Annotated in this window: 25 protein-coding genes; 4 read left to right on the plus strand and 21 right to left on the minus strand. The window is 60.8% G+C overall.

All coding sequences use genetic code 11. The features are described 5' to 3' along the window. Window positions 1–8: 8 nt before the first annotated feature. From ACSFE6_RS13185 to ACSFE6_RS13200, 4 genes are all read right to left on the minus strand, one after another. Window positions 9–632, minus strand: a complete 624-nt coding sequence (locus ACSFE6_RS13185; protein ID WP_435428009.1) for a hypothetical protein — start codon at window positions 630–632, stop codon at window positions 9–11. Beyond that, window positions 629–1,210 carry an RNA polymerase sigma factor gene (locus ACSFE6_RS13190; RefSeq protein WP_435428043.1) on the minus strand — a complete coding sequence of 194 codons (582 nt, stop codon included), beginning with the start codon at window positions 1,208–1,210 and terminating at the stop codon, window positions 629–631. Before ACSFE6_RS13190 ends, ACSFE6_RS13185 begins: the two co-directional genes overlap by 4 nt. A 29-nt stretch (window positions 1,211–1,239) precedes the next feature. After that, window positions 1,240–2,949, minus strand: a complete 1,710-nt coding sequence (locus tag ACSFE6_RS13195) for a vWA domain-containing protein (RefSeq protein WP_435428010.1) — start codon at window positions 2,947–2,949, stop codon at window positions 1,240–1,242. Between the two features lie 88 nt (window positions 2,950–3,037). Continuing rightward, the gene (locus tag ACSFE6_RS13200; RefSeq protein WP_435428011.1) at window positions 3,038–3,601 is read right to left on the minus strand and encodes a YbhB/YbcL family Raf kinase inhibitor-like protein; all 564 of its coding nucleotides are present in this window, start codon (window positions 3,599–3,601) and stop codon (window positions 3,038–3,040) included. A gap of 139 nt (window positions 3,602–3,740) precedes the next feature. Here ACSFE6_RS13200 and ACSFE6_RS13205 point away from each other — a divergent pair, with 139 nt between their 5' ends. Then, window positions 3,741–5,264, plus strand: a complete 1,524-nt coding sequence (locus ACSFE6_RS13205; RefSeq protein WP_435428012.1) for an FAD-dependent oxidoreductase — start codon at window positions 3,741–3,743, stop codon at window positions 5,262–5,264. Window positions 5,265–5,385: 121 nt separating this feature from the next. Here ACSFE6_RS13205 and ACSFE6_RS13210 read toward each other — a convergent pair whose 3' ends face one another. From ACSFE6_RS13210 to ACSFE6_RS13250, 9 genes are all read right to left on the minus strand, one after another. Then, window positions 5,386–6,891 carry a YdgA family protein gene (locus tag ACSFE6_RS13210; RefSeq protein WP_435428013.1) on the minus strand — a complete coding sequence of 502 codons (1,506 nt, stop codon included), beginning with the start codon at window positions 6,889–6,891 and terminating at the stop codon, window positions 5,386–5,388. A 224-nt stretch (window positions 6,892–7,115) separates the two neighbouring features. Then, complete coding sequence (locus ACSFE6_RS13215; RefSeq protein WP_435428014.1) at window positions 7,116–7,751, minus strand: NADH:ubiquinone oxidoreductase subunit N; 636 nt, start codon at window positions 7,749–7,751, stop codon at window positions 7,116–7,118. 92 nt (window positions 7,752–7,843) lie between these two features. Beyond that, a complete protein-coding gene (locus ACSFE6_RS13220) occupies window positions 7,844–9,292 on the minus strand; it encodes an efflux transporter outer membrane subunit (protein WP_435428015.1) in 1,449 nt (482 codons plus the stop codon). After that, window positions 9,289–10,176 (minus strand): efflux RND transporter periplasmic adaptor subunit, encoded by an 888-nt coding sequence (locus ACSFE6_RS13225; RefSeq protein WP_435428016.1) that lies wholly within the window; start codon window positions 10,174–10,176, stop codon window positions 9,289–9,291. The genes ACSFE6_RS13220 and ACSFE6_RS13225 overlap by 4 nt, the downstream gene beginning before the upstream one ends. Next, window positions 10,173–10,382, minus strand: a complete 210-nt coding sequence (locus ACSFE6_RS13230; RefSeq protein ID WP_435428017.1) for a DUF1656 domain-containing protein — start codon at window positions 10,380–10,382, stop codon at window positions 10,173–10,175. The genes ACSFE6_RS13225 and ACSFE6_RS13230 overlap by 4 nt, the downstream gene beginning before the upstream one ends. Then, a complete protein-coding gene (locus tag ACSFE6_RS13235; protein ID WP_435428018.1) occupies window positions 10,379–12,451 on the minus strand; it encodes an FUSC family protein in 2,073 nt (690 codons plus the stop codon). Before ACSFE6_RS13235 ends, ACSFE6_RS13230 begins: the two co-directional genes overlap by 4 nt. Continuing rightward, a complete protein-coding gene (locus ACSFE6_RS13240) occupies window positions 12,448–12,876 on the minus strand; it encodes a MarR family winged helix-turn-helix transcriptional regulator (protein ID WP_435428019.1) in 429 nt (142 codons plus the stop codon). The genes ACSFE6_RS13235 and ACSFE6_RS13240 overlap by 4 nt, the downstream gene beginning before the upstream one ends. 251 nt (window positions 12,877–13,127) lie before the next feature. After that, window positions 13,128–13,373, minus strand: a complete 246-nt coding sequence (locus ACSFE6_RS13245) for a DUF2789 domain-containing protein (protein ID WP_435428020.1) — start codon at window positions 13,371–13,373, stop codon at window positions 13,128–13,130. Between the two features lie 131 nt (window positions 13,374–13,504). Beyond that, the gene (locus ACSFE6_RS13250; RefSeq protein WP_435428021.1) at window positions 13,505–13,966 is read right to left on the minus strand and encodes an aminoacyl-tRNA deacylase; all 462 of its coding nucleotides are present in this window, start codon (window positions 13,964–13,966) and stop codon (window positions 13,505–13,507) included. A gap of 197 nt (window positions 13,967–14,163) precedes the next feature. On the opposite strand from ACSFE6_RS13250, the gene ACSFE6_RS13255 reads away from it, so the two are divergent. Then, window positions 14,164–14,697 (plus strand): NfeD family protein, encoded by a 534-nt coding sequence (locus ACSFE6_RS13255; RefSeq protein ID WP_435428022.1) that lies wholly within the window; start codon window positions 14,164–14,166, stop codon window positions 14,695–14,697. 2 nt (window positions 14,698–14,699) lie between these two features. Further along, the gene (locus tag ACSFE6_RS13260; RefSeq protein WP_096513998.1) at window positions 14,700–15,458 is read left to right on the plus strand and encodes a slipin family protein; all 759 of its coding nucleotides are present in this window, start codon (window positions 14,700–14,702) and stop codon (window positions 15,456–15,458) included. Between the two features lie 108 nt (window positions 15,459–15,566). Here the strand turns inward: ACSFE6_RS13260 and ACSFE6_RS13265 are convergent, their stop codons facing one another. The 5 genes from ACSFE6_RS13265 to ACSFE6_RS13285 all read right to left on the minus strand — a co-directional run bounded on the left by ACSFE6_RS13265 (window position 15,567) and on the right by ACSFE6_RS13285 (window position 22,495). Continuing rightward, a complete protein-coding gene (locus tag ACSFE6_RS13265; RefSeq protein WP_435428023.1) occupies window positions 15,567–17,060 on the minus strand; it encodes a glycosyltransferase family 39 protein in 1,494 nt (497 codons plus the stop codon). Between the two features lie 94 nt (window positions 17,061–17,154). After that, complete coding sequence (locus tag ACSFE6_RS13270) at window positions 17,155–18,732, minus strand: efflux transporter outer membrane subunit (RefSeq protein ID WP_435428024.1); 1,578 nt, start codon at window positions 18,730–18,732, stop codon at window positions 17,155–17,157. After that, window positions 18,729–19,796, minus strand: a complete 1,068-nt coding sequence (locus ACSFE6_RS13275; RefSeq protein WP_435428025.1) for an HlyD family secretion protein — start codon at window positions 19,794–19,796, stop codon at window positions 18,729–18,731. The genes ACSFE6_RS13270 and ACSFE6_RS13275 overlap by 4 nt, the downstream gene beginning before the upstream one ends. Before the next feature lie 26 nt (window positions 19,797–19,822). Continuing rightward, window positions 19,823–21,355, minus strand: a complete 1,533-nt coding sequence (locus tag ACSFE6_RS13280; RefSeq protein WP_435428026.1) for an MFS transporter — start codon at window positions 21,353–21,355, stop codon at window positions 19,823–19,825. A gap of 222 nt (window positions 21,356–21,577) precedes the next feature. Then, window positions 21,578–22,495: a LysR family transcriptional regulator gene (locus ACSFE6_RS13285; RefSeq protein WP_435428027.1), complete on the minus strand. Its 918-nt coding sequence runs from the start codon at window positions 22,493–22,495 to the stop codon at window positions 21,578–21,580. A gap of 300 nt (window positions 22,496–22,795) precedes the next feature. Here ACSFE6_RS13285 and ACSFE6_RS13290 point away from each other — a divergent pair, with 300 nt between their 5' ends. Then, window positions 22,796–23,527 (plus strand): RHS repeat-associated core domain-containing protein, encoded by a 732-nt coding sequence (locus tag ACSFE6_RS13290; protein ID WP_435428028.1) that lies wholly within the window; start codon window positions 22,796–22,798, stop codon window positions 23,525–23,527. Between the two features lie 34 nt (window positions 23,528–23,561). Here ACSFE6_RS13290 and ACSFE6_RS13295 read toward each other — a convergent pair whose 3' ends face one another. The 3 genes from ACSFE6_RS13295 to ACSFE6_RS13305 are packed head-to-tail and all read right to left on the minus strand — an operon-like array spanning window position 23,562 to window position 26,341. Beyond that, window positions 23,562–24,428, minus strand: coding sequence for an ABC transporter permease (locus tag ACSFE6_RS13295; protein WP_435428029.1), 867 nt, complete (start codon window positions 24,426–24,428; stop codon window positions 23,562–23,564). A 21-nt stretch (window positions 24,429–24,449) separates the two neighbouring features. After that, window positions 24,450–25,310, minus strand: coding sequence for an ABC transporter ATP-binding protein (locus tag ACSFE6_RS13300; protein ID WP_435428030.1), 861 nt, complete (start codon window positions 25,308–25,310; stop codon window positions 24,450–24,452). A gap of 5 nt (window positions 25,311–25,315) precedes the next feature. Continuing rightward, the gene (locus tag ACSFE6_RS13305) at window positions 25,316–26,341 is read right to left on the minus strand and encodes an ABC transporter substrate-binding protein (protein ID WP_435428031.1); all 1,026 of its coding nucleotides are present in this window, start codon (window positions 26,339–26,341) and stop codon (window positions 25,316–25,318) included. Between the last annotated feature and the right edge of the window lie 7 nt (window positions 26,342–26,348).

Raw genomic sequence — 26,348 nt, forward strand, 5'->3', positions numbered from 1 at the left:
TTTGCCGATCAGTTTTTCTGCATTTCCTTGAGTCGATTGCCGAGATTTTCTTTGGGGAACCGTTTTTGCAGGTCGGCCAGGAGCTTGTCGGCGGCTTGGGTTTTTCCGGTTTTTTGCAGGTGGATGACTTCGCGCAGTTGTTCGTCCAGGGATTTTGCCGGGGCTGCTGCGCGCTTGCTGGCTTTGGCTTCATCGGCCAAGTTGGCGCCGAATGATTCCTGTTGTGCCGGCGCTGCCGATTCCACCATGGGCGCTGCGGGTGCAGGCATGGCTGCGGCGGGAGCGGTGAGTGAGCGGGCAGTGGCTGGCGAGGCGAGTTCGGCTTCCTGTTTGGCCTGAGGTGCGGCGGCTTTGGGCGCGGGCGCAAAGTCGTAGCTCGGCACCGATTCGGGCGCTCGTTGCACCAGCGCCAGCATCAACCCGACGCCGACGAGACTGGCGAATGCCACTTGCCAGCGCGGTTGCTGGCAGGCGTGAATCCAGCGTTGCCACAGACCTGGCTTCGACGTCGGCACTTCGCGCTGCGCAGCGGCCAGGATAAACGCATCGAGATGGGCCGGTGGCTCGCCGCTCCCGTGCTCGCGGTAATGCTTGAGTACCTGCTCTTCAGGTGTCGGACGGGCGTCAGTCATGTCAGTACCTCCTCGGCCAGCAGCCGACGCAGTTTTTGCTGGGCGTAACGCAGGCGGCTCTTGACCGTTTCCAGCGGTGTTTCGGTGAGGGTGGCAATCTGCGGCAGGTCCAGATCGCTGTAGGCGCGCAGCAGGAACACTTCACGCTGGTCGGCGGGCAGGGTTTGCAGGGCGTTGTCTAGACGTTGACTGTCGCGGCTCAGGCTTAGCAGTTGTGCTGGATCGGAGGCTTCGTCGGGCAATGCGTGGACTTGTTCGTCATAGGTATCGTGCAGCGGTTGATGAACACCGTGCTTGCGCCAGTGATCGATCAGACGGTTGCGGGCAATCTGGTACAACCAGGTACGAAAAGTCGCCCTGCCCTGTGGCTGACTAACGCTGCGGATCAGACTCAGCCAGGTTTCCTGATACACCTCTTCGGCCCGCTCCGCGCTGCCGCTGAGCCCCAGCAGAAACCGGTACAACCCCTGACGGTGGCGCGTGTACAGAATCTCGAACGCCGCTCCGTCGCCCTCGCGATAACGGGCCAGCAGCGATTCGTCGCTGCTGGCCTCCTGATTGTTCGCTGGCGCGAACAGTTGGCTGATGAACCCCTTGAGTCGGCTCACTATTCAACTCGTCGTTCAGTGACTGTGGAATTCGACGCCCTGGTGGTGCACAGGCTCTGCGCCAGCTCCACCAACTGCACGAACTCGCTGCGCAGGCCAAAGCGATCATCGCCCCGCGCACCACGGGCCAGTGCTTCGGTGTCTTTCAGGCTGAATTCGCCGGTATAGCGGCCCTCCTTGAGCTGCTGGGAGAACGCGGCTACGGCAGCGGCAAATCGCAGGTCGTCACTGGCTGGTTTCACGCTATCCGTGATAGCTCGTTCGATGAGACGACTATTCCCACCACCCGGCAGCTGATAACGCACACGCAGCATCGCCAATTCCCCATTCTTGTCGGAACCAGCAGCGCCCGGCTGACGATAGCGCAGCGGCTCCAACCAACCCTTCTCGCCCACCGGAACAATTTCGTACAACGCCGTCACCGTATGCCCTGCCCCGATTTCACCCGCATCGACCTTATCGTTGCTGAAATCCTCACGCTTCAGCGCGCGGTTTTCATAGCCCAGCAGTCGATATTCGCTGACCTGCGCCGGGTTGAACTCAACTTGCAGCTTCACATTCTTCGCCATCACCGCCAGGGTCGAGCCGAGTTGATCCACCAGCACCTTGCGCGCCTCACGCAGGTTATCGATGTAGGCATAGTTACCGTCGCCGGCATCGGCCAGTTGCTCCATCAGGTGTTCATTGTAGTTATCCACACCGAAACCCAGGGTGGTCAGGGACACGCCCGTCTTGCGTTTATCCACAGCCATTTGCTTGAGGCTGTCGAAGTCGCTGATGCCGACATTGAAGTCACCGTCGGTGGCCAGCAGGACGCGGTTGATGCCCTTGGGGATAAACGCCTGTTGCGCTTGTTGATAAGCCAGTTCGATGCCCGAGGCGCCGGCGGTGGAGCCACCTGCGGTCAATTGGTCGATGGCGGTACGAATCTTCGCTTTTTCTCGTCCGGAAGTAGGCTCCAGCACCACGCGGGATTCGCCGGCATAGACCACCAGCGACACCCGGTCCTCTTCGCGCAGTTGATCGACCAGCAACTTCAGCGTGCTTTTGACCAGCGGCAAGCCCTCGCGACGGTCCATCGAGCCGGATACGTCCACCAGAAACACCAGGTTCGCCGGGGCCAGTTCCGCCACTGCGCGGTCCGAGGCCTTGATGCCAATGCGCAGCAGGCGGGTATGCGGGTTCCACGGCGAGGCCGCCAGTTCGGTGGTCACGCCGAACGGCGAGCCATCGTTGGGCAAGGCGTAGTCATAAGGAAAGTAATTGACCATTTCCTCCAGACGCACCGCTCCTTCGGGTGGCAGGCGTCCCTGATTGAGCAAACGGCGGACGTTTGCATAGGCGCCGGTATCGACATCGGCACTGAAGGTCGAGACCGGCGCTTCGGCGACGCTGTGGATAGGGTTGTCGGCCAGGGCCTGGTATTGCTCGCGCTGTTCGTCGCGATAGTACTGTGGATAAGTTTCACCGGCAGGCATCGGTGCGAGGCTTGCCAAAGGTGCAGCGCGCACACTGCGTTTGGTCATCACCGCGTCAGCCATGACAGATTCGTGTTGTACCGAGGTTTCGGTTTTCAGCTCGGTATGGGCCGGTGGTGGCACCGCCGCGGACTCGGGTTTCGATGAAACGCCGCAACCGGCCACGGCCAGTAACAGCCCGACGGCAAAACCCTGGGCGGCCGGACGGAGGAAATGCAGGGGGAGAGACATGGGGGCTGACCTCAGGAGGATGTTGATCCATTCATCCTCTGAGACGGACAGCCCCAATGGTTCGGGTTAACCCGCGCGAAAAAATTCTTCAGCGGTGATAACGCCGCACCACGCTGCTGTTTTTCAGCACATGGCCTTTGATTTTTTCCAGGAACTGCGCACGGGTCAAACCGGCCGGCAAGGCGTCCGGGGCCAGGTCCAGGGCGTAGAGCTGGATGACGTAGTGGTGCGCACTGTCGCCAACCGGCGGGCACGGGCCGACATAACCCGTGGTGCCTTTACTGTTGGTGCCGCCCACGCCTTCCAGCGCGGATTTTGCACCAACGCCGGCCGGGATCTGATGGGTGGTGGCCTTGATGCCGTAATGAATCCAGTTATCGACGCCCTGGCCTTTCTGGCCATCCGGGTCGTGCATGACGATGGCGTAGCTGAGCGTGCCTGCCGGGCCGGCGTTCCAGTTCAGCGCCGGCGACACATTGTGCCCACCGCACCCCGGGGCATCGCTGGCGGCGGCCGAAGTGAACAAGCGGTCATCCGATACACCCGGGATGTTCAGGGTGAAACGTTCCTGGGCCGCCTGCACCGGCAATTGCACGCAAAGGGCGACTGCTACGGCTGCCAGCCAAGGGTTCAGTGAGGTCAATCGGGTCATTGCGGAGCACCTTAAGCGGGTAGGGCCGTCGTCGGCGTGCAAACTATAGCCGGACCATTCGCGCCGTGGCAGTAGGATTTGGCTGAACCTCAAGATTGGGGCCAGACTCTTAAATGAAACGCCTGTCTGGAGAGCGATCATGACCCTGCATCGCGTCGCCCGTTTCGCCGACATTCCCGAAAACTGCGGCCTGGAAGTCCGGATCGCGGACAGCAAAATCCTGCTGTTGAAGGTCGGTGATCAATTGCGTGCCTATCAAGGCGAATGCCCACACGCCGGAGCACCACTGGTTGATGGCGCGCTGTGCAACGGGCGCCTGACCTGCCCGTGGCACAAAGCTCAATTTCGCATTGAAGATGGCGGATTGTGCGAACCACCGGCCCTCGACAGCCTCAAGCGCTACCCGCTCGAAGTGCGTGACGGCGAGGTCTGGGTTGGCGAACAACCGCTGGCGGATGCGCATACGCCGCCGGCCGACGATGAGCGCACCTTCGTGATTGTTGGGGCCGGGGCTGCGGGCACGGCGGCGGCAGCGGCACTGCGGGAAAAGGGCTTCGGCGGCCGTGTGCTGCTGATCGACCGCGAAACCGCTGCCGGTTACGACCGTACGGTATTGAGCAAATTCGTGATTTCCGGAGAGACGCCGCCGGACGATGTCCCGCCGCTGCGCGATGAAAACTTTTACAAGGAACAGCGCATTGAGCGAATCAACGCCGAAGTGACGAGCCTGGATTGCGCAAGCCAAACACTTGAACTGAGCGACGGCCAATCGCTCGACTATGACGCCGCGTTGCTGGCAACCGGCGGCACGCCCAAGCAGCTGGAGATACCCGGCGCCGACCTGCCGCAAGTGTTTGTTTTACGCTCAAGGGATCACGCGAAGCAGATTCTGCAAAGCGCCAAACCCGGTCAGCGGGCAGTGATCATCGGCGACAGCCTTATCGCCATGGAGTCCGCGTCGTCCTTGCGCCAGCACGGCCTCGACGTCACGGTTTTGGCTCGTCAGCCAGTGCCATTGGCCAAACAGTTCGGCGAAACCGTTGCCAAGGCGGTCCTCGCGCTGCATGAAGCCAATGGCGTGGTATTTCAGTCCGAGGGGGAAGCCACGCAGATCGAAGGCACGGACAAGGTCGAAGCGGTGCGCCTGGACAATGGCAACCGGTTACCGGCGGACCTGGTACTGGCGGGAATAGGCGTCAGCCCGACAACCGAAGCCTTTGCCGACCTACCGAAGGAAAAGGACCTCTCGCTGCGGGTCGACGGCGGTATGCGCGTAACGGACGGGCTCTGGGCGGCGGGCGACATTGCGACGTTTCCGCTCAACGGTCAGCCCCTGCGCATCGAACACTGGCGCCTGGCGCAACAACAGGCACGGATCGCCGCGGCGAACATGCTCGGTGGCGATGAGCATTACCTCGACGTGCCGTACTTCTGGACCTGGCACTTCGGCAAAAACTACGACTACCTCGGCCACGCCGAGGCCGGGGACGAAGTCGAATTCAAGGGTGATCCGTTCAATCCGCCCTTTATCGGCCTGTTTGGCAAGAACGGCGTGGTGACCGCCGTCGTGGCCTGCGATGAAGAACGAACCGTGGCGATGCTGGCCGAACGGATGAAGCAGCCGTTGTCGGTGGATGAGGCGTGGCGGTTGATCCGCAGCTGAAACATAGACTGTGGCGAGGGGATTTATCCCCGTTGGACTGCGCAGCAGTCCCATTTTTTGGGGCCGCTTCGCAGCCCAACGGGGATAAATCCCCTCGCCACAGGTAAGTTTTTCAGCGCAATTACTGAACCTCGCCAGCCCCACCAAATTTGCTCATCAGGAAACCGACAAACTCTTCGACGGTCATTTTCTGGCCGTTGAAATCCACCTGATTGTTGGCGTAGTGCAGCTTACTGACGACGTTGTTGCCATCCAGTTTTGCCAATTGGCTACCAACAGCCATGCTGCTGAACATGTCGGCCGTGGCCGTGGCCTGATCGGCGATCAGTTTGGCATCGGTCTGCCCGTCGATTTGCGACTGCACCGTGAGCACGTCAACGATCATTGGCTTGGACACTTGCAGGTTGATGTCCAGCAGTGCGATCAACTGGCGGACCAGCTGGTCGGCCGGCTGGTCGATCGATTGCGGCTTGGTCAGGTCGAGCACCAGGTTGGCGCGACTTTCGCCATTGGCGGTATTGAACGACAGGTTCTCCATGGCCAACTTCGGACCGGCTGCGAGCAACTGCTCCAGATTGCTCTTGAGCTGCGTCTCTTCAGCCTCGGTCAGTTGAAGCTCAGGAACCGGTTGGCCCGCTTCGGCAGCCTCGGCGGCGGCCTGCTCGTAGGGTTGCAGTTTGGTCTGGTAGATCTGCATCAACGCCATGGTGGAAGGAATGTCGAGGTTCTTCAGGCTCATGGCCATTTGCGCAGAACCGACAGCCTTGCCGTTCAAGGAGACTTCGCCAATCTTGTAATCGGCACGCCCGGATGCGCTGGTACCCGATTCCTGGGTTTGGTTCTTCATTTCAAAATTCTTGAAGCCCAGCACCGATTGTTTCGGGCCGAAGGTGGTTTTGCTGTTGCTCAACACGACGGTGTTCTCGCCGGTGTAGTAACCGTATGTACTTTTGTTCAGGTTGCTGGCCAGGGTCAGGCCATTCAATTCCACCTGCACCGGGGCCTGGTCTTCAGCAACAGTGGTCAGTTTCAGGCTGTCCATGTAGCCGTCGGCCTTGACCTTCTGCGCCTGGGCACTGGCCGATACGTCGACCTTCAGACCGGAGAACTTCAGGCTGGATTTTTCATCCAGCGCCGTTTCCAGCGGCAGCAGTTCCAGCGTGCCGTTGGTGGAGTTGTCGTAGCCGATGTTGATCACGCCTTTAAGCGGCGAAGCGTCCTTGGTGGCGGCGAACCATTTTTCCGTGAGCGGTGTTTTTGCAAGCGTGTAGTGACTGGTGGCCATGACCGGCAACCATTTCAACGACACCAGGCGCGAGAACGGCAGCGGACCGTGTTCGAGGTGATCGACGAACAGCAACTCGACCGGCGCTTCGCCGAACATTTCCCCTTCGGCCCTGAGGCGATAGTGCGCCGTACTGCTGAACAGGTGGCGTTCCAGCGACACCAGTTCCACGCTCGCCGTGCCCTTGTGTCCGACCATCGCAGCCTGCAATTGCTGGTTGGCGTCCGCCAGGGTGGTGTTCAGCACACTTTCGATTTTGGTGCCGGTGTACCAGGCACCGCCGACGCTGATTGCACCGATGGCGACAACAATCCCCAGAAGTATGCCTGCTGATTTATTCATGAATGACCCGTTCAATGTCCGTTGTTGAAGGTGTGGTCGTCTTCCCTGAACCCATGTCGGGTTGCGGTCGCGACAGTGTTTGAAGTGGGGGGCAGATTAGCATCAGGCGTGGGAGATTTGGGGCTCGTTAAATCGCCATCGCGGGCAAGCCCGCTCCCACAGTGATCACCTCAACCTGTGGGAGCGGGCTTGCCCGCGATGGCGTCAGAACAGCCAACTTCAATTCAGGAATACTGCACTTCGATCTCATCGAGCTGATGATCAAAAGTTTTGAGCCGTGCGGTCCAGGTGTACACCAGCACTTCGAAGTCCCGGTTGATCACCGCCCCGCCCGTGACTTCCCCGCGGGGGTCGCAGAAGTCCAGTTGATAGCGCTCGCGGGCCATGGCCGTGGCGACGTCGGCCAGTTCCCGGGCGTTGTTGAGCCAGTGCCGACCGTCGTCGGCCACTTGTTTGTCCAGCTCCAGGCATTGCTTCTTCAGGGTTTCGAGGCTTTTTTCCAGCGGCGTGCCGGTGAGTTCGCCCATGACTTCCTGGAACGTGCGCCCCGGTTGCCAGTAACTGCCCCAGAAATAGCGGTCGAACACCGTTTCGACACGGCGTAGCGCCACTTTGGTATCCCAGATCAGCACCAGGGTCTTGCCTTGTTCGAGTTGTCTTTTTTTGATCCGCTGAGTCTGGACGGACGCCCAGGCCACCACCGCGATGGACATCACGGCAATCAACGCTACGGCACTGTCGAGAAACACCAGCGCCTGGTCGATCTGATGGGCCAGCATGATGCCGTAGAAATAGGTTGCCGTAAGCAGCACTAACGCCACGACGGCGCACCAGAAGCCGAGAGCATAAGGGTTTTTCATTGTTGGTTTCCCCATGACCTGCGCAAGCCTTGTGCGAAGCAAGGGCGTTTTTTACGAACGCCCCTTCAACACTTCAAAGCATAGCAACGGCCTCAGGGTTTGCTGGCGTTCGACGCTTGCGTTCGTCCGCTTTCCCAACCGCCACCCAAGGCCAGGAACAGATTGATCTGCCCAGCGGCAACCTGAGTGTTGGCTGCAGCCAGTTGCGCGCGGACATCGGTGTAGGTGCGGGTCGCTTGCAGGTCGGCGAGGAACGACGCGCGACCGGCCTGGAAGAAACGGTGAGTCTGCTCGGCCGCCACTTTTGCCGATTGCTCGGCGTCCGCCAGGGCGTCACGGCGTTGCAGCAGTGCGGAATACTGGGCCAGGGAAGTCTGTGTTTCGCGGATCGCGTTGAGCACCACGCCGTCGAACTGCGCCAGAGCGCCTTGTGTGATGGCTTCCGCCTCGCGGATGCGTGCACGGGCGCCATTGGTCGGCACCGTCCAGGTCAACGACGGACCGAAGCCCCAGCGGTTGGTGGACGGTTCGCCGAGGTTTTCCAGGATACCCACGGTGCCGACCGTCGCACCAAAGCTGACGTCCGGGTACAACTGAGCCGTGGCGATGCCGATGGTGGCGGTGGCAGCCGCCAGTCGACGCTCTGCTTGCCGCACGTCAGGACGGCGCTTGAGCAACGATGCGCCATCGCCGACCGGTACCAATTGAGCGATTTTCGGCAGCTCGTCACAGGTGGCGGTGCCGGCCGGCAATTGATCCACAGGCTTGGCCAGTAGCATCGACAGACGGTACAGCCCGGCCTGACGCTCCGCCTCATACCTTGGCATGTCGGCGCGCAGGGATTTGAATTGGGTTTGCGAACGGGTGACCTGGGTTTCGTCGCCACGCCCGGCATCACGCAAACGCTGGATCAACGTCGTGCTCTGGGCTTGCAGGTCGAGGGAATGTTGGGCGATTTCCCGCTCTTCGTTGGCTGCGCACACTTGGGTGTAGGCGCGCACCACATCGGCCACCAGCGTGATGCGTGCGGTGTCGGCGGCAGCTTGCGTCGCATCGGCATTGGCCTTGGCCGCTTCGATGCCGCGCTGCAATTTGCCGAACAGGTCGAACTGATACGACGCGCTGATGGCGATATCACCGATGTTGGCCACCGGTACTTTCTCCGGCAGCAAGAAAGCCTCGCCGGATTCCTGCAAGCGTTGGGCGCCCATTTTCACGCCGCCGCTCCAGCCGCCCGCTGCCTCCGCCTCGTCGACCTGAGCGCGAGACCGTTGCAGGTTCGCGGCGGCTACGCGCAAGTCGGTATTGGAGGCCATGGCCTGCTGGACCAGTTGATCGAGTCGCGGATCGTGGTACAGGCGCCACCAATCGGCAGGCACCGGGTCCGAGACCACGGGTTTGCCATTCACCTCAAGTTCACCCTGCAAATCTTCGCGGTGGATGGCCGCTTCATCCGGCAAGTGATAATCCGGCCCGACCGCCTGGCACGCCGACAACAGCAAGCCTAATCCGGCGACCGCCAAACCCGAGGCCTTGCTCATTGCGCCAGCTCCGGTTTTTTGTCGTCGATAATCGACACCGTGGCCGTACGCCCGGCGATCATGCGGAAATCCGCCGGTACATCGTCGAAGGCGATACGCACCGGAATCCGCTGGGCCAGGCGCACCCAACTGAAGGCCGGGTTGACGTTGGGCAACAGGTTGTTGCCACTGGTGCGATCACGGTCTTCGATACCGGCGACGATACTTTCCACATGCCCGCGCAGGCGTGCACTGTCGCCGATCACCCGGATGTCGACGCTCTGACCGACATGAATGCCATTGAGCTTGGTTTCTTCGAAATAGCCGTCGATGTGGAAGGAATTGCTGTCGACCACCGACAACACCGGTTTCCCGGCGCTGACGAATTCCTGGGTGCGCGGCGCCCGGTCGTTGACGTAACCGTCCACGGGGCTGCGGATCACCGAGCGATCGAGGTTGAGCTGAGCGCTGTCCACCGCCACCTGGGCTTCCATCAATGCCACCTGGGCACGGGCCACCTTCGACTGGCTTTCTTCCAGTTGCTCGCCCGGCACCAGGTTGCCCAGGCCCTTGTTGCGCTTGGCCTCGCGCTGGGCCTGAGCCAGGGTTTCTTCGCGATCGGCCACCGCCGCTTTCGCCTGGCGCAGCGCCAGCTTGAAACGGTCAGGATCAATACTGAACAGCACCTGGCCACGCTTGACCAACTGGTTGTCGCGTACTTCAACCTTTTGGATCAGGCCCGACACATCCGGGGCGATTTGCACGATGTCGGCACGGATGTGCCCGTCGCGGGTCCAGGGGGCGAACATGTAGTACATCACCATGCGCCAGACAACGACGACCGCGAAGGACACGATCAACAGGGTCAGCACTACACGGCCGATGGTCAAAAAAGGTTTTTTCATGTCATCAGGTATCGACTGAGTGAGTCCACGGCGCCCAGCAGCAAGGCGTAGAGAGCTACGTTAAACAATGCCCGGTGCCAGACCAGACGGTAAAAGTGCAGGCGCGTGAGCACCCCGTGCACCAACAGGTACACCACATAGGTAAGGCCCATCAGCACCAGCAGCGTGGGCAGGAACACCCCGCTGATATCCAGATCACCGATCATAAAGGCGCTCCATCGATGCCATGGGGAAGCGGTTCTTCAAGCTCTGTGGAACCGACGAATTCAACGCCGGGCAACAGCGCCAGGCGCAAGCCACTCAGGGCGTGCAACAGATGCCGCCGGGTTTCATCGTCACCGGCGCCTGCCAGGGCTCGGCGGGTGCGATCCATGGTCATCTGCAACGGGCTCGGCGCCGGCAGGCGTTCGCCAGCCTTGAGGCACGCCTTGAAGTACTCGCCGACTTCGGCCACCACCTGGCGCAGCAATGCTTGCGGTGTGCCCTGTACCCGTGGCGTATAGGCAAGCAAGTCGAGCATGTTCAACGCCACGCGTACTTCTCGAAGGGCGATGCCGGTGTCCTGGCCGGTCATGGCCAGGCGCGGCAAATGCTGCATCAGGCGATCCAGTATCTGTACGCCCAGATGCCGGTGTTCGGCCAACGTGGCGGGTTCGGTCAGGCTGACAATGTCGCGCCAGCTGAAACGGGTCAGGCGCTTGGCCGCCAGTTCGGCACCGAAGGGTCGGGCGATCAGGGTCCAGACGAACGCAAACAGCAAGCCGATGGGACCGGCGAGATTGGAATTGGCAAAGCTGAGGAAGTCGGCGTCGTAGGCGCCCTGGATGCTGATGAAGGACGAGGTGTTGACCAGCGTCAGCAACATGCCCAGGTAGAACTGCGGCTTGACCGTCAGCGTGCCGATCACGATGAACGGCACGGAAAACGCCAGCACCAGCATCGGGAAATCATGCAGGTTGGGCAGCACCAGAAACAGGTAAAGGCTGGCGAACAGCACCGACATCGCCGTCCAGAAAAAGAACCGGTAGATCTGCGGTGCCGGGTCGTCCATCGACGCGAAGAAGCTGCACGACACGGCCGCCAGAATCACCGCGGCGCCACCGTCGGTCCAGCCGAGCAGAATCCACAGGACCGAGGCGACAATGATCGCGGTGACGGTGGACGCCGCCGAATACAGCATCAGGCCGCGGTCCAGAAACGGCGTCAGCCGACCCAGGCGCCAGTGCCGATAGACCGCGCGCCAGCTGTCCTGGTTTTCGCACTGGATGGCGATTTGCAGGCTGCGGCAGTCCTGCCACAGATCAATCCACTCGCCGAGGCGATAAATGGCATTGGAGAACAGCAGTTGCTTGCGATCGTCCAGCGCTTCGGGGTTCGGTTGCAGGGCTTCGAGCTGGTCTTTCAGTGCTTGCCAACGCTCAATGTCGGCGTCTTTGTGCTGGAGCCATTCGGTGGTGGCGCCCAGCAGAGGCGCGAACTTGTCCACCAGCTCAGGCGTGCGACGCTCCAGTGCGTAAAGCGCATCGTCGAGGGCATCGATCACCGGCAGCAGGTGGATCATCCGCCCACGCAGCTCCTTGGTATTGCGCACGGTTTGCGGCCGTGAACCCTCGTGGGGCAACTGGCCGATCATCAGTTCCAGGCTGTTGAAGGTCGTCACCATCGAAGCGCGCAAGGCGCTGACTTCCTCGGGCTGCACGTTGCGATCGAGAAACCGCAAGCTGTAGGTCGACGCGTCGGCAAACCATTTGCTCACCGAATCGTTAAACACCGGCGTCAGTCGCCGGGGCCAGAACATCGCACCGACCACCGCAGCGACAGCGATGCCGAGGAAAATCTCTTCGGTGCGCGCCTCGGCCACGTCCCACACCGCCAGCGGGTTATCCACCACGGGCAGGGCAATCAGCGGCAAGGTGTAGCCGGCGAGCATCAGCGCATAATTGTTGGCGGTGCGCAGGTGCAGGGACAGGAACAGCAGCGTGCCGGTCCACAAGGCAATGACCAGCACCAGCACATAGGGACTCTGGACAAACATCGGCACGAAAAGTACCGCCGCAGCGGCGCCGATAAAAGTGCCGATCGCGCGGTAAAGTGCCTTGGAAGTGGTCGGGCCAAGAAACGGGTTGGAAACGATGTAGACCGTGGCCATCGCCCAATACGGACGCGGCATTTGCATCAGCAAGGCGATGTACAGCGCGATCATCGAGGCGGCGAAAGTGCGCACGCCATAGAACCAGTCGCGGGCCGGGGGCATGCCGGCAAAGAAACCGTTCAAGAATTGACCACTGGCATGTGTACCGCCGATTCGAAGGCCCTCAGTACACGCAGCGTAGCTTCCAGATCACGCTGGTCGATGCCTTCGAGCACTTGATTGCGCAAGCGCACCAGTTCCATTTCGACCGTTTGCACCAGCGTCCGGCCGGTATCGGTCAGGCTCAGGCATTTGGCGCGACGATCCTGGGGATCTTCGGTACGGCAGACATGGCCGGCATGACACAGCTGATCCAGCAAGCGCACCAGCGATGGGCTCTCCATCCCCGATGCCTGCGCCACCGCTACCTGTCGCACACCATCACCCAAGCGCCCGATCATCAATAACGGCATGGCACAGGCTTCGGAGATTCCATAGTTGGCCAGCGTGGTCTGGCAGATTCTGCGCCAATGCCGAGAGGCCACCACCATGGAGGTGCTGATGTTCATATGGAGAGCGTCGAGGTTATTCAGCACGAGGGCATGCACACACTGTTAGTTTGCTAACTATCAATATCGCATTGGAGGGGATTTTCCGTCAAGTTTTGAAACAGATCTTCTACCTGTAGGAGCGAGCCTGCTCGCGATGGTCGTTAACGATTGCGCGGGGTAACTGGTTAAACGCGGTGCATCTGCATCCATCGTGAGCAAGCTCGCCCCTACAGTAGATCGCATTTGTCTAATTTAACGGCATTGCGCGACTACACTCCCCGCCCCTTCCTCAACATCACATCCAATTGATCCACCACCTCCGCCCAATCGGCGTCATCCAGCACCTCGTCACGCAGAAAGTCCGCCTGGGCCTTGGTCCAGAAAAACGCGTCCGCCAAGTGCAGTTCCGGCTTGAGCGGTGAATGGGTGGCGATGAATTTGTCGATGCTTTCGGCGTCATCGGGCAGGCCGAGTTGTTTGAACAAGGATGGAAGGCTGTGGGTTGGGTTTTCCATGTTTGGCTCCTTTTCGTGGCATGGTTGACTGCTTCGCAGTCATTCGCGAGCAGGCTCGCTCCCACAGGAGAAACACAATCCCTTGTGGGAGCGAGCCTGCTCGCGAAGACGGCGGTGTCGACGTCGCAAGTCTAAGTGCTCAACTCCCGCACCTCCGCATGCGGCACCATTTTCAGGAAGTCGGGCACGTTCATGTGCAGCAGGTTTGTGTGGTTGCCGGCTTCCAGATAGATGTCTTTCTGCCGGGTCAGCAGCGGGTCGATGACCACGTCCAGCCCATAGGCCTCGCCCAAGGCAGGCACGGCGCCGCGTTCACAGTCTTCGAACAGGTGCGGCAGATTGCTTTCCCGGGAGACCTGCCATTCGCCGCTGCTGCGGACTTTACTCAGGTCCAGGTGACGGCTGGCAGGCAGCACGGCCATCAGGTAGTGCCCGTGTTTGTCGTCGAGTATGACCGACTTGGCCACCCGTTCGGCGGGAATGCCCGCGACCCGCGCCGTTTCAAGGCTGCTGGCCGAATGAGGATGGCTGACGATGTCGTAGTCGCATTGAGCCCGGTCCAGGCTTCTCTGCACGGTTTTTGCCATACGCATGATGCACCTCGGTGTCCGCAATCACTTCCGGCGGACGATGTGGTTGACGCTTTTATCCGTAGTAAAAGTCTAGGCCGGCCGGGGCAGTACAGCGCGAATTCCGCCCACCGGCCAGTCGACAACTGAGCAAAATTCATACAGGTGGGGCGTCAACTAGACTGTATACAGAACCACCAGCGACTCTCCCGGAGGGTCACGTGAATACGCGTTGTTGTGCCATTGCAGGGTTGTTGGCGCTGAGCGGCTCGGTCCTCGCCGCCGACACTGCCGGAATGCCGGCTCCCGATCCCATCGGGATCTGGTTGATTACGTTCGGCATCGCGTTTTTGATCGCCGAGGCTGCCCTGCCCAACTACGGCGTGATCGGCCTGGGCGGGATCGTCATGTTCGTGATCGGCGCGGTGATCCTGACCAACGCCCAATTGCCCGTCCCCTTGATGATCGGCCTGGGACTGCTCAGCGCACTGTTGCTGATCTTCCTGCTGATCCGTGCCTTGAAAACCCGACCGCGCCATACCGTCAGCGGCGACGCCGGGCTGCTGGGCAGCGTGACGCCGGTGTTGTCCTTGCAGCCCGGCGATGCCTGCCATGGCTGGGTGCATTTGCAGGGTGAACGCTGGCAAGTGTCGAGCGCCAAGCCGTTGCAGATCGGGCAACGGGTCCAGGTGGTGGCGCGCAAGGGATTACTGCTGGAAGTGGCCGCGACTGACGCGGTATCGATGGGAGAATAGCCATGGGTTTGCAGCTGGGTTTTGTCGCGCTCCTTTTGTTGCTGATCGCATTGGCAGGCGCGACCTTTCGCATCCTGCGCGAGTACGAGCGCGGGGTGGTTTTCCAGCTTGGCCGCTTCTGGCAGGTCAAAGGCCCGGGCCTGATCCTGTTGATTCCGGTGATCCAGCAAATGGTTCGCGTCGACCTGCGCACGGTGGTCCTCGACGTGCCGGCGCAGGATGTGATCACCCGCGACAACGTCTCGGTCAAGGTCAACGCAGTGCTGTACTTCCGCGTGCTCGATCCGCAGAAGGCAATCATCCAGGTCGAAGATTTTCTCATGGCCACCAGCCAATTGGCGCAGACCACCTTGCGTGCGGTGCTCGGGAAACACGAACTCGATGAATTGCTGGCCGAACGCGAACGACTGAACATCGACATCCAGCAAGTGCTCGACGCCCAGACCGACGCCTGGGGCATCAAAGTGGCCAACGTTGAAATCAAGCACGTGGACCTTAATGAATCGATGATCCGCGCCATCGCCAAACAGGCCGAAGCGGAACGTGAACGCCGGGCCAAGGTGATCCACGCCGAAGGCGAATTGCAGGCCTCGGAAAAACTCATGCAGGCCGCCGAAATGCTCGGTCGTCAGCCTGGCGCCATGCAGTTGCGTTACATGCAGACCCTGAGCTCGATTGCCGGCGACAAGAGTTCGACCATTGTCTTTCCGTTGCCGATCGAATTGCTCAAGGGCATGGCGGATCTATCACCGAAAACTTGAACACCACCCTGTGGGAGCGGGCCTGCTCGCGATGGCGGCCTGACAGTCAACATTGATGTTGAATGTGAAGGCCTCATCGCGAGCAGGCTCGCTCCCACAGTTTTTCGATCAATGCAGCTCTGATCCCATAACGAACAACCGCGCCCGATTATTACCCGCCTCGGTCTCGCTGACTTTTTGCCAGCCACTGGGCAGTGGGGCGAATTCGTCCGGTTGGTCGGCGGTGCTGATCAACCACACGCGTCCGGTTCCTCGGGGCAATTGGCTCAGTTGATCGAGGTAGATCCTGTCCGCTTCGCCATTGACCAACGTGCCGAAGCCATAATCGTTGGGGCGGCTGGAGCGGCCATCGGCCAAAGGCGGGGTGTAAAGCAACGGCTCCGTATCGGTACGGTTGTAATAGACATACGGCATGTACCAGAGCATGTCGCTGATGACGATCCGGTCTCCGGCCACGTAATGCCGGTTGATGAACTCGACCATCATGCTGGCCTGGTCATTCACATCGACCGTGGCATTGGTTTTCAAGCCGACCAGCTCGGTGCAGACAAACAGCGCCAGCAACCCAAACGCCAGCACGCGAAAGCCCAGGAGCAAGCGGTCGATGGCCAGCGCCATGATCAGTGGCAGGCCCAGGGCATAGGCGCTCAGGTATCGCTCGATGAACACCGGTGAAATGAATGAAACGCCGTAGACCAACGACAGTGGCAACAAGGTGTACAGCGCCAGCAAGACACTCCAGCGATAACGACTGCGATCACGCACAACCGTCATCACGATTACGATCAGCAGCAACATCGGCAGCGCGCCGAACAGCAGCCAAGGCAGGTCATCCCCATCGCCCTGGATCAGGAAATCCCACACCATCGATGGCAGGGAGCTCAGCGTGACCGGCAACTCCCACCCCACATCGCCATTTGCCTTGAGCTGGTCCATGTGCTGGATCAGGTCAATCAGGCCGGGAATCCACGGCGCAAACAGCACCACGATAGCGACATTGGCCAACCACCAGGCAGGGCGATTGATGAGCTTCAGGGGTTGGGTCGGCTGCAAGCGCAGCACCAGCAAATACGCCCAATGGACCAGCACGCACAACGCAGTGAAATAGTGGGTGTAAAAACCGGCGGTCATCAGCAGTGCATAAATCACCAGCGCCCGTGTGTGGCGAGGTTGTTTGACCCAATACACCAGCGCAATCGTGGCGCCGAGCAACCACACGCCCAGCCACGCGTACATCCGCACTTCCTGGCTGTAGCGCACCGCCGTAGGCAACAGCGCCAGCATCAGCCCGGCCAGTAACACCGCACGAGCATTGGCCATCAAGCGGACCAGCCACATGCCCAGCATGACGGCAACGATACCCGGCAGCGCACTCAACATGCGGATCGCAAAAATGCCGTCGCCGAACCACTCGATCCAGCCGTGCAGCAGCATGAAATACAGCGGCGGATGCACGTCATGGGCGGCATGAACCCAGATGTCGACCAGGGAGTAACGGCTCATCAACAAGCTGGAGCCTTCGTCGCCCCAGATGGCCGCAGCGGTCAAGTCGTAAAACCGCACCAGCGCCGCCAGTGCAAAGATCAGCAACCCGCCTGTCACGATCGGGCTCGTGCCAGATGTGCGGGATTTGACTAACTGCTCTTGTCTTTGCGCCACCAAGACCACCCTCTTCACCGTGGCCGGAACATGCTCCTCACTTTAGGCCAATGCCTGACGCAACGGCCAATGGATACACCGACTCCCATCCACCACCCAACGCCTTGTACAACCCGACCGCTGCCAGCGACACGCCGGTCGCGCTCTCGACCCATTGCTCCTGGGTCGCCAGCAGCGCGCCTTGCACGGTGAGCACGTTAACGAAATCCACCACGCCTTCGACGTACTGCTGTTGTGCGGTTTGCAGGGCGATGCGGTTCTGGCGCACCGCTTCGGCCAAGCTATCGCGGCGCAGTTGGCTGGCGTTGTAGGCGCTCAGTTGGTCGTCGATTTCATGCCAGGCGCGCAGCACGGTTTGCTGGTAGGCAATGGCCGCTTCCTGTTGCTGGGCTTCGCGCAGGTTCAGCACGCCGCGCAAGCGCCCGCCATCGAACAGCGGCAGGGTGAATTGCGGACCGATGCCAAAGGTGCGCGAGCCCCAGGAACCGAAATCGCTCAACTGCATGGCTTGCGAACCGACATTGCCCGACAGGGTAATGCGCGGATAGAAATCCCCCTTGGCCACGCCGATGCTCGCGGTGGCGGCATGCAGGCGGGCTTCGGCCTGGCGAATGTCCGGGCGCCGCTCGGCCAGTTGCGACGGTAGGCCGATGGCGACCTGAGGTGGCGTCTGCGGCATCGGTGCGTTGCTGGACAATTCGCTCGCCAGCGCCTGGGGCGGTTCGCCCATCAACAGACTCAAGGCGTTGATCAGTTGGGCCTGGCGCTGCTCCAGCGCGGGCAGGCGCGACTCGATGGCGGCGACTTGCGCGGCGGCTTCGGCGACATCCAGATCAGTCGCTACACCGTCCGCCAGGCGTAGCTGCGACAGTTTCAGACTGTGGCGAGCGACCTCAAGGTTCTGCTCGGTGACAGCCCGGGTGTTCTGCACGCCGCGCAGCTGAATGTAGTCCTGGGCGGTCTCGGCGAGTACCGACAGCAACACGCCTCGGCGATCGTTTTCCGCGACTTCCAGGGTGGCGTCGGCGGCTTCCGTTTCACGACGCACACGCCCCCAAAAATCCAGCTCCCAGGAGGCAGAGAAACCGGCATCCCACAGGTTGAACGCGGAATTGCCGTTGTGCCCGGAGGGGTCCATCAAGCCTTCGCCGCTGTTGCGTTTACGCACGTAACTGCCGGTGGCAGCAGTCGTCGGATAGCGGTCGGCGGTGACGACCTGGCGCACGGCGCGGCTCTGCTCCAGGCGACTGCTGGCGAGCTTCAGGTCGAGGTTATCGGTCAGGGCGCGTTGGCTCAGGGCCGAGAGTTTTGGATCGTTGAAAACTTCCCACCAGCGTTCGTTGAGGGTCTCGTCGATGGCCTGGCTGGCGGCTGCTTTTGAGGGCTTGGACCATTGAGCAGGTTGTTGAGTCTCGGGTTTCTGGAAGTCCGGGCCGACGGTGCAGGCTGAAAGGCTTAGCACTAGCGCAACGCAAAAAGTCAGTCGCGGCTGATGGCCTCTTCGCGAGCAGGCTCGCTCCCACAGGGGGGCGTCTTTTGTGGGGAAATTGCGCCGATCCATTGTGGGAGCGAGCCTGCTCGCGAAGGCGTCAGTCCATCCACCAAACATCTTCATCGCTGCGCCACCTCATGCTCGACACCGACGCTCGAGGTATCAATCCTCGCCTCCACCGACATCCCCACCCGCAACCGCTCGGCCAATGGTTGCCCCGACTCCAGCACAATCTTCACCGGAATCCGCTGCACGACCTTGGTGAAATTACCGGTCGCGTTGTCTGGCTTGACCGAGGCGAAGGTCACGCCGGTGGCTGGCGCGATGCTCTCGACCCGCCCCTTGAGCGCTTCGCCACCAAAGGTGTCGACGCTGACCTGCACCGCCTGCCCTGGCTGCACATGGGTCAGCTGGGTTTCCTGAAAGTTGGCCACCACATAAGCCTGCGCCAACGGCACCACCGCCAGCAGCTTGCTGCCCGGCGTGACATAGGCGCCGACCCGCACGGCACGCTCGCCGACCATGCCATCCTGCGGCGCGACGATGCGTGTGTAGGACAGCTCGTAGCTGGCGATTTCCAGCTTCGCCTGCGCCCGTTTCAAGCCACCTTCCGCGCCGTCGCGCTGAGCCGTGAGGATGTCCACCTGCTTGCGCTCCGCCGCCAGCACTGCCGCGGCGTTGGTCAACCGGGCGCTGGCCTGATCGATGCGCGTGCGCGCCTGCTGCGCGTTCTGCACTGTACCGGCACCGACCCCGGCAAGATGGTTGTAGCGATTGAGTTCATGTTCGGCGAACGCCATTTCAGCCTTGGCCGAGACCACCGAGGCCTGTGCCTGGGCAATGACCGAAGCCTGACGCTCAAGCGTCGCCTTGGCATTTTGCAGTTGCGCCTGGGCCACCTGTGCTTCGGCAGCAGCCGCTTCGGCGGCGGCGCGCAGGTCACGGTCATCGATCAGCGCCAGCAACTGCCCGGCCTTGACCTGCTGGTTGTCTTCCACCAGCACTTGCTTGATGAACCCGGCCACCCGTGGCACCACCAGCGTGTAGTCTGCAGAGACATAGGCGTCATTGGTGCTCTGTTGCGTGCGCTGGCCGAACAGGCCGGGCGCCAGCAGGTAAATCAACAGGCCCACCGCGATCACGACGGCAGCGCCCACGGCCACTTTTTGCTTGGATTGAGTCGTCATAAAAACCTTCAGTATCAGTGGAGCATTCAGGTCGGTGCGCGGGGCGGATAGATCCGTGTCGGCAGCCAGAAAATCAGCAGGATCAGCGCCACGCAGACACCGGCCATGCACAGGTAAAGGTCCGCGGCGGTCAGCACCACGGCTTGCTCATGCAGCCGATGGGCAAGGCCGGCGTTGTCGGACTCGGCCAAGGGCGAATTGCCAAGACGATCCACCAGCATCGTCGAGTGAAAGTGCAGTCGCGCGGTGGTCAAGGTCTCCAACACACCGGTGGCAATCACCGCCGCCAGGCCTTTCACGGTGTTGAACCACGACGACGCGAACGGTCCGTCCATCGGTTGGATGCTGCCGGTGGATAGCATCAACAGCGGCAGCACCGCCATGGGCTGGCCGAAAATCTGCAGCAGTTGCAACACATAAAAGTCATCGCGAATCCACGCTGAGGTCAGTTGCGCCCCACCCAGGCAAGACACTGTCAGCATGCTCAAACCGATCCCCAGCACCCAGCGGCAATCGACCCAACGCAGGTTGCACAGCGCTGCTACCAACGGCAGCGCGATCAACTGCGGCAGCGCCGCCAGCAGCGTGATCGGTGCGGTCTGCGCCGGGCGATATCCCTGAACCTGCGCCAGGTAGCTGGACGGAATAATGATCACTGCCAGCAGCACCACCAACACCCCGGCCAGGGTCAACAAGGCAAACGACAGGTTGCGGATACCGAGCATCTGCATCTTGAAAAACGGGATCGGCTGCGACCACTCGTTGATCAGAAACAGCACCAGCAACAGCGAACCGCCAACCAGCAAACAACTGATCAAGCTCGACTCAAACCAATCCAGGCGATTGCCCTGCAGAATGCCGATCACCAGCATGCAGATCGCCGGAAAACCCAGCAGCAAACCGCGCCAGTTGAACTGCTTGAAACGCTCCAGTTTCAACGGGTCCTGGGGGATGCCGTAGGCCACCGCGAGCATGGCGATCAGGCAAGGCGCGACGACTTGCCAGAACGTCCATTGCCAACCGACGTACTCGGTCCACAACCCGGCCAGGGGCGTACCTAACCCTGGACCAAAGGTGGCAGTCAGGGCGTAACCGGCCAGGCCGAAGACCTTCACATTGGCTGGCAGAAAACGCAGGGCAACGGTCATCAGCATGGGGGGCAGCGCGCCACCGGCCAGGCCTTGCAACGTGCGCAACACCAGCAGGCTTTCGTAATTCGGCGCCAGCGGGCACAACACACCCAGCAGGGTGAAGGCAGTGATGGCGCAGAGGGTGAAACGCCGCAGCGAAAACGTCACCGCACACCACGGCGCGAAGGCCGCTGCCGCGACCGAGGTCGCGGCGTAGCTGGCGACCAGCCAGGTGCCTTCGTCGTAACCGATGGCCAACGCGCCACGAATATCGGCGAGGGCAACCTTGGTCACCATCTCGTTCAAACCCGAAACCAGCACCGCCAGCAGCACCCCCACCAGGCCAATGATGATCCGCAGACCAAATACGGTTGGTGTGGCGGCCGGGATGGGCGCGGCCAAAGGCACCGAGGCCGTCAGGGAGGTCATCGGTTCACAACTCCGAAATGATTGAGGTGGCAGTCTACGAAGGCCAATCGCTGACGAAAACTGACTTATTGGCAATTTATAAGTGCGTCTGACGCAGCAATTGGATGATGAAAATGCGCAAGATCAGAACGCTGACTCGCGAAGAAACGATGGGAAAAAACTAACACCGCCGCGTCCAGCGGACCACCATCCATAGGTGTTAACGCCCCGGCTCCTACAGGTCTAGGGCTGGGCAGCCAGCCACGTCTCATCACAACAGCGCTTGAGCGTTTCGCGCAGCCAGCGGTGGGCCGGGTCATTGTCGAATCGAGGATGCCAGGCCTGAGTCAACATGATGGTCGGCAACGGCACCGGCAGGGTGAACGAGCGCAGCTTCAACCCCAGACGACGCACACTCAACAGCGTTTCCCGTGGCACCGGCAGAATCAGATCCGAATCGGGCAAGGCGAACATCGCTGCATGGAAACTCGGCGCAATCACCGCCACCCGCCGCTCCAGTCCCAACGCATTGAGCGCCGTATCGATCGGCCCACGCGCGATCCCGCGTCGGGACATGCTGATATGGGAAAACCCGGCGAAGCGCTCGGCGGTGATCTCTTCGTCGAGCAACGGATGGTCTTCGCGCACCAGGCCGACAAACTGAGTGGAAAACAGGTTCTGCACCTTCACTTCCGGCATCAGCGGTCGGTTGTTGCTGACACTCAGATCGATACGGCCCTCGCGCAGGGCCTCATCATCGCCATCGCCCTCTGGCACAAAACGCAACTCGCAATGCGGCGCCTGACGCTCCATGGTGTCGAACAGTTTGCCGCCGTAGATGCCGATGAAGAAATCGTTGGCGCGAATGCTGAAGCGCCGACGCAAACTGGCCAGATCCACCACACGGGCCGAATGGAAAAGCTGCGCAGCCTGCTCCACCACATCCCGCACCTGCTCGCGCAACTCCAGCGCCTTGGGCGTCGGCACCAGTCCCCGGCCGGCGCGCACCAGGATCGGATCGCCGATGGCCTCGCGAATGCGCGTCAGCGTCCGGCTCATCGCCGCCGGGCTGAGGTTCATCCGCCGCGCGGCGCCCACCACGCTGCCCTCGTCGAGCAGGGCGTCTAGGGCGATGAGGAGGTTCATGTCGGGGATTTGCATGCTGAGCACTCTTGTCTGATCAGAGCTGATTCAAACGCAATGCTAGCAAACATCCTCCAGATGATGGGTTGGCCGTTCCGGTCCCTTCGCGAGCAGGCTCGCTCCCACAATGGATCTTCAGCGTACGCAGATTTTATGCACGACAAATAACCTCTGTGGGAGCGAGCCTGCTCGCGAAAGCGCCCGCACAGCCACCATCGCCATCCACCCCAACCACTATCAGTTCTGCTAGTTCTCAACCTTGGCCGTTGCGCGTAAAACTGCCTGAAATCCACCCCAGCCCTATCGCGAAGGTCTTTTATGTCTGCTGGTAAACAGAACCCGAAATGGCAACGTGCGGTGCTGCTGGCAATCGACAACAGTCAGTCCGTCATTGGCGAGATTGCCGATGGCAAGACACACCTCATCGGTTACTCCGCTTACGGCGACCAATCTTCGAAGCAGGAGATTTCGACGAATCTGGGCTTCACCGGTCAATTGCGTGAGTCGGATATTGGCTGGTACTTACTGGGCAACGGCTACCGTGCTTACAACCCTCGGATGATGCGTTTTCACATCCCGGACAGTTTGAGTCCGTTTGATAAAGGCGGGATGAATGCGTATGCGTACTGCAATGCGGACCCAATGAATCAATCGGATCCCACGGGGCGTTCACCATGGGCGTTTTCGCGCTTCGTGCAGGCATTGACGGACGCAGTGCAAACCGTTGCTACTCCTGTACTCAGAAAGACCGCAAGCCTAGCCAATAGTGGTGTATCGCAGGTTTTAGGCGCCGCAAAAAGTGCAAAAAAAGCCTTTGCCGACAATTTTTTGTTTGATCCGAAAGTTCTTGAAAAACTGGGCCCGCCGCCTCCCAAATTTAATCAAAAACCACCATCGAATCGCGTCGTTACCCGGCCAAATCCATATAGTGGACCCGATACAGTCAGAGGTCAGCAGACTCCGTTTGTGTCCAGCACTGGAAGTGGTCTTCGGATTACAGGTACGACGGGGCCCACAACACGAGCCACAGCGCTTCGAAAGGGAAATTAATCACCTTCCAAAAAACAGCGCGGTGAGGCCACCCTCACCGCTGCATCCCCCACCGCTTCACCGTCACCCGCTCCAGCGAATCGAACACCAGGTTCTCCACCAGCAACCCAATCAAAATCACCACCGCCAACCCGGCAAACACCTTGTCGGTGTACAGCTCATTGCGATTCTGAAAGATGTACCACCCCAACCCGCCCTTCCCGCTGGTCGCACCGAACACCAACTCGGCCGCAATCAATGTACGCCAGGCAAACGCCCAACCGATTTTCAACCCAGCCAGAATCGACGGCAGCGCTGCCGGGATGAGGATGAACAACACGAAGCGCATGCCCTTGAGGCCGTAGTTGCGCCCGGCCATGCGCAGGGTTTCGGAGACGCCGAGGAAACCGGCATAGGTGTTCAGCGCCAGCGCCCAGAGCACCGAATGCACCAGCACGAAAATCAGGCTGTTCTGCCCCAGGCCAAACCACAGCAGCGCCAGTGGCAGCAAGGCAATCGCCGGCAACGGGTTGAACATCGAGGTCAGGGTGCTCAGCAGGTCGCGACCGAACTGGGTCGAGACCGCCAGTGTGGTCAGGCCGAACGCCAGCACGATGCCGATCAGGTAGCCCTTGACGAGCACTACCAGGGAAATCCACACCTTGCCCAGCAGTTCGCCGCTGAGTAGTCCGTCGTACAACGCATGGGCGGTTTGCAGGAAGCTTGGCAGCAGCAGGTCGTTATTCTGATAACGCGCGACGGCTTCCCACAGCACGGCGAGCAAAATCAGGATCAGGCTTTTGCGCAGCCAGCCCTGTTGCCACAGGCGTTGTCCAAGGGGCAACTCACGTTCCAGCGGTACGCTGGTCAGTGGCTGCAATACGGTTTCGAACTCTTCACGCGGGGATGATAAATGGCTCATCGGGCCCTCCTCTCAAACGGCTCAATAAGCGATGCGGATATCGGTGAAATCCAGCTCGCGCTCGGTTTCCGGCGACTGGCCTTCATCGAACAGCAACCGGTGAATGCGCCGCGCTGATTCCTGAAACGCCACGCCGCCGAGACTGTGCAAATCGTACTGATGACTGTGGACTTCCGCCCGCACCCGTCCCGGATGCGGCGACAGCAGCAGGATACGGTTACCCACCACCAGTGCCTCTTCGATGGAGTGAGTGACGAACAGCAGGGTGAAGCGCACCTCCTCCCAGAGCAGCAACAATTCCTCCTGCATCTTGCGCCGGGTCAGGGCATCGAGGGCGGCGAAGGGTTCGTCCATCAGGAGGATTTTCGGCTGCATGGCCAAAGCCCGGGCAATCGCGACCCGCGCCTTCATGCCACCGGACAGGGTATGCGGATAGGCGTCGGCAAACGCCGCCAGCCCCACCTTCTCCAGGTAGTGCAGCGCCCGCTCTTCGGCTTCTTTTTTCTTCAGGGTTCGGGAGGCCAGCAGCGGGAACATCACGTTCTGTTTGACGGTTTTCCATGGCGGCAGTTGATCGAACTCCTGGAACACCACGATCCGGTCCGGCCCCGGCGCATCGACACGCCGCCCTTGCAGGCGGATCTCACCCTCGACGGGCTGGATGAATCCGGCGGCGGCCTTGAGCAAGGTCGACTTGCCACAACCGGACGGCCCGAGCAGGACGAAGCGGTCCGCCGGGTCGATCTCGAAACTCACTTGATGGGTCGCCCGCACGACGCGCTGCGGCGTGCGGTATTCCAGGCTGACGTTATCGACCGACAGCAGCGCTTGGGCTGCCGTGGCCGGTTTGCTGACCGTGTGGCCTTGCAAAGGGGCGTTCATGTGAGTCAGCTCCCTTGCAGCGGCTTGGCGTCCTGGAAGAAGTAATCCTTCCACGAATCCGGTTTGTTTTTGATCGCGCCTACGCGGTAAAGAAACTCGGCCAGCGGATAGGTATTTTTCGGCGTGACGCTGAATTCGAACTGTGGGTTGTCGATGATTTTCAGCAACGCGGCACGGTCGATTTTCGCCTTGGTGACACGGATGTAAGTGTCCGCGGCTGCGCCTTTATCGTTCTGCGCGAATTGCGCAGCTTCGGTCAGAGCGTCGATGAACGCTTTGTAGGTTTTCGGGTTTTCGTTGCGGAATTTCTCGGTGGCGAACAGCACCGTTGGCGAGTTCGGGCCGAGCAAATCATAGGTGTTGAGCACCACGTGCACGTTCTTGTTTTCCAGGGCCTGATCCTGGAACGGCGGGTTGGAGAAGTGCCCGGTCAATTCGGTGCCGCCGGCGATCAGGGCCGCCGTGGCGTCGGGGTGCGGAACGGCGATGGTGTACTTGTCGAGGCGATTGAAATCCTTGTCGCCCCACTGCTTGGCAGCCGCGTATTGCAGGAAACGCGACTGCACCGACACGCCCACGGCCGGCACCGCGATGCGGTCCTTCTCGGTGAAATCGGCGATGGTTTTGACCTTCGGATTATTGCTCACCAGGTAGTACGGGAAGTTACCCAGGGAGGCCACGGCCTTAACGTTTTGTTTGCCGTGGGTGCGGTCCCATATGGTCAGCAACGGGCCAACACCGGCACCGGCAATGTCGATGGAGCCGGACAGCAACGCATCGTTGACCGCCGCGCCACCAGAGAGCTGGGTCCAGTCGACCTTGATGTCGATGCCTGCCTGCTTGCCGTACTTCTCGATCAGGTTCTGATCGCGCACGACGTTGAGCAGCAGATAGACGATGCCGAACTGTTCGGCGATGCGGATTTCACCTTCGGCGTGGGCCACGGTCGGCGCCACCAGGCTGCCGGCGATCAGGCTGAAACCCAGGCCGATGGCCGCAGCCAGCGGTGCAAAAGGAAGACGTTTGGACATGATCGAA

Origin of the sequence: Pseudomonas baetica (assembly GCF_051216495.1) — a bacterium.
Lineage (GTDB): Bacteria > Pseudomonadota > Gammaproteobacteria > Pseudomonadales > Pseudomonadaceae > Aquipseudomonas > Aquipseudomonas baetica_B.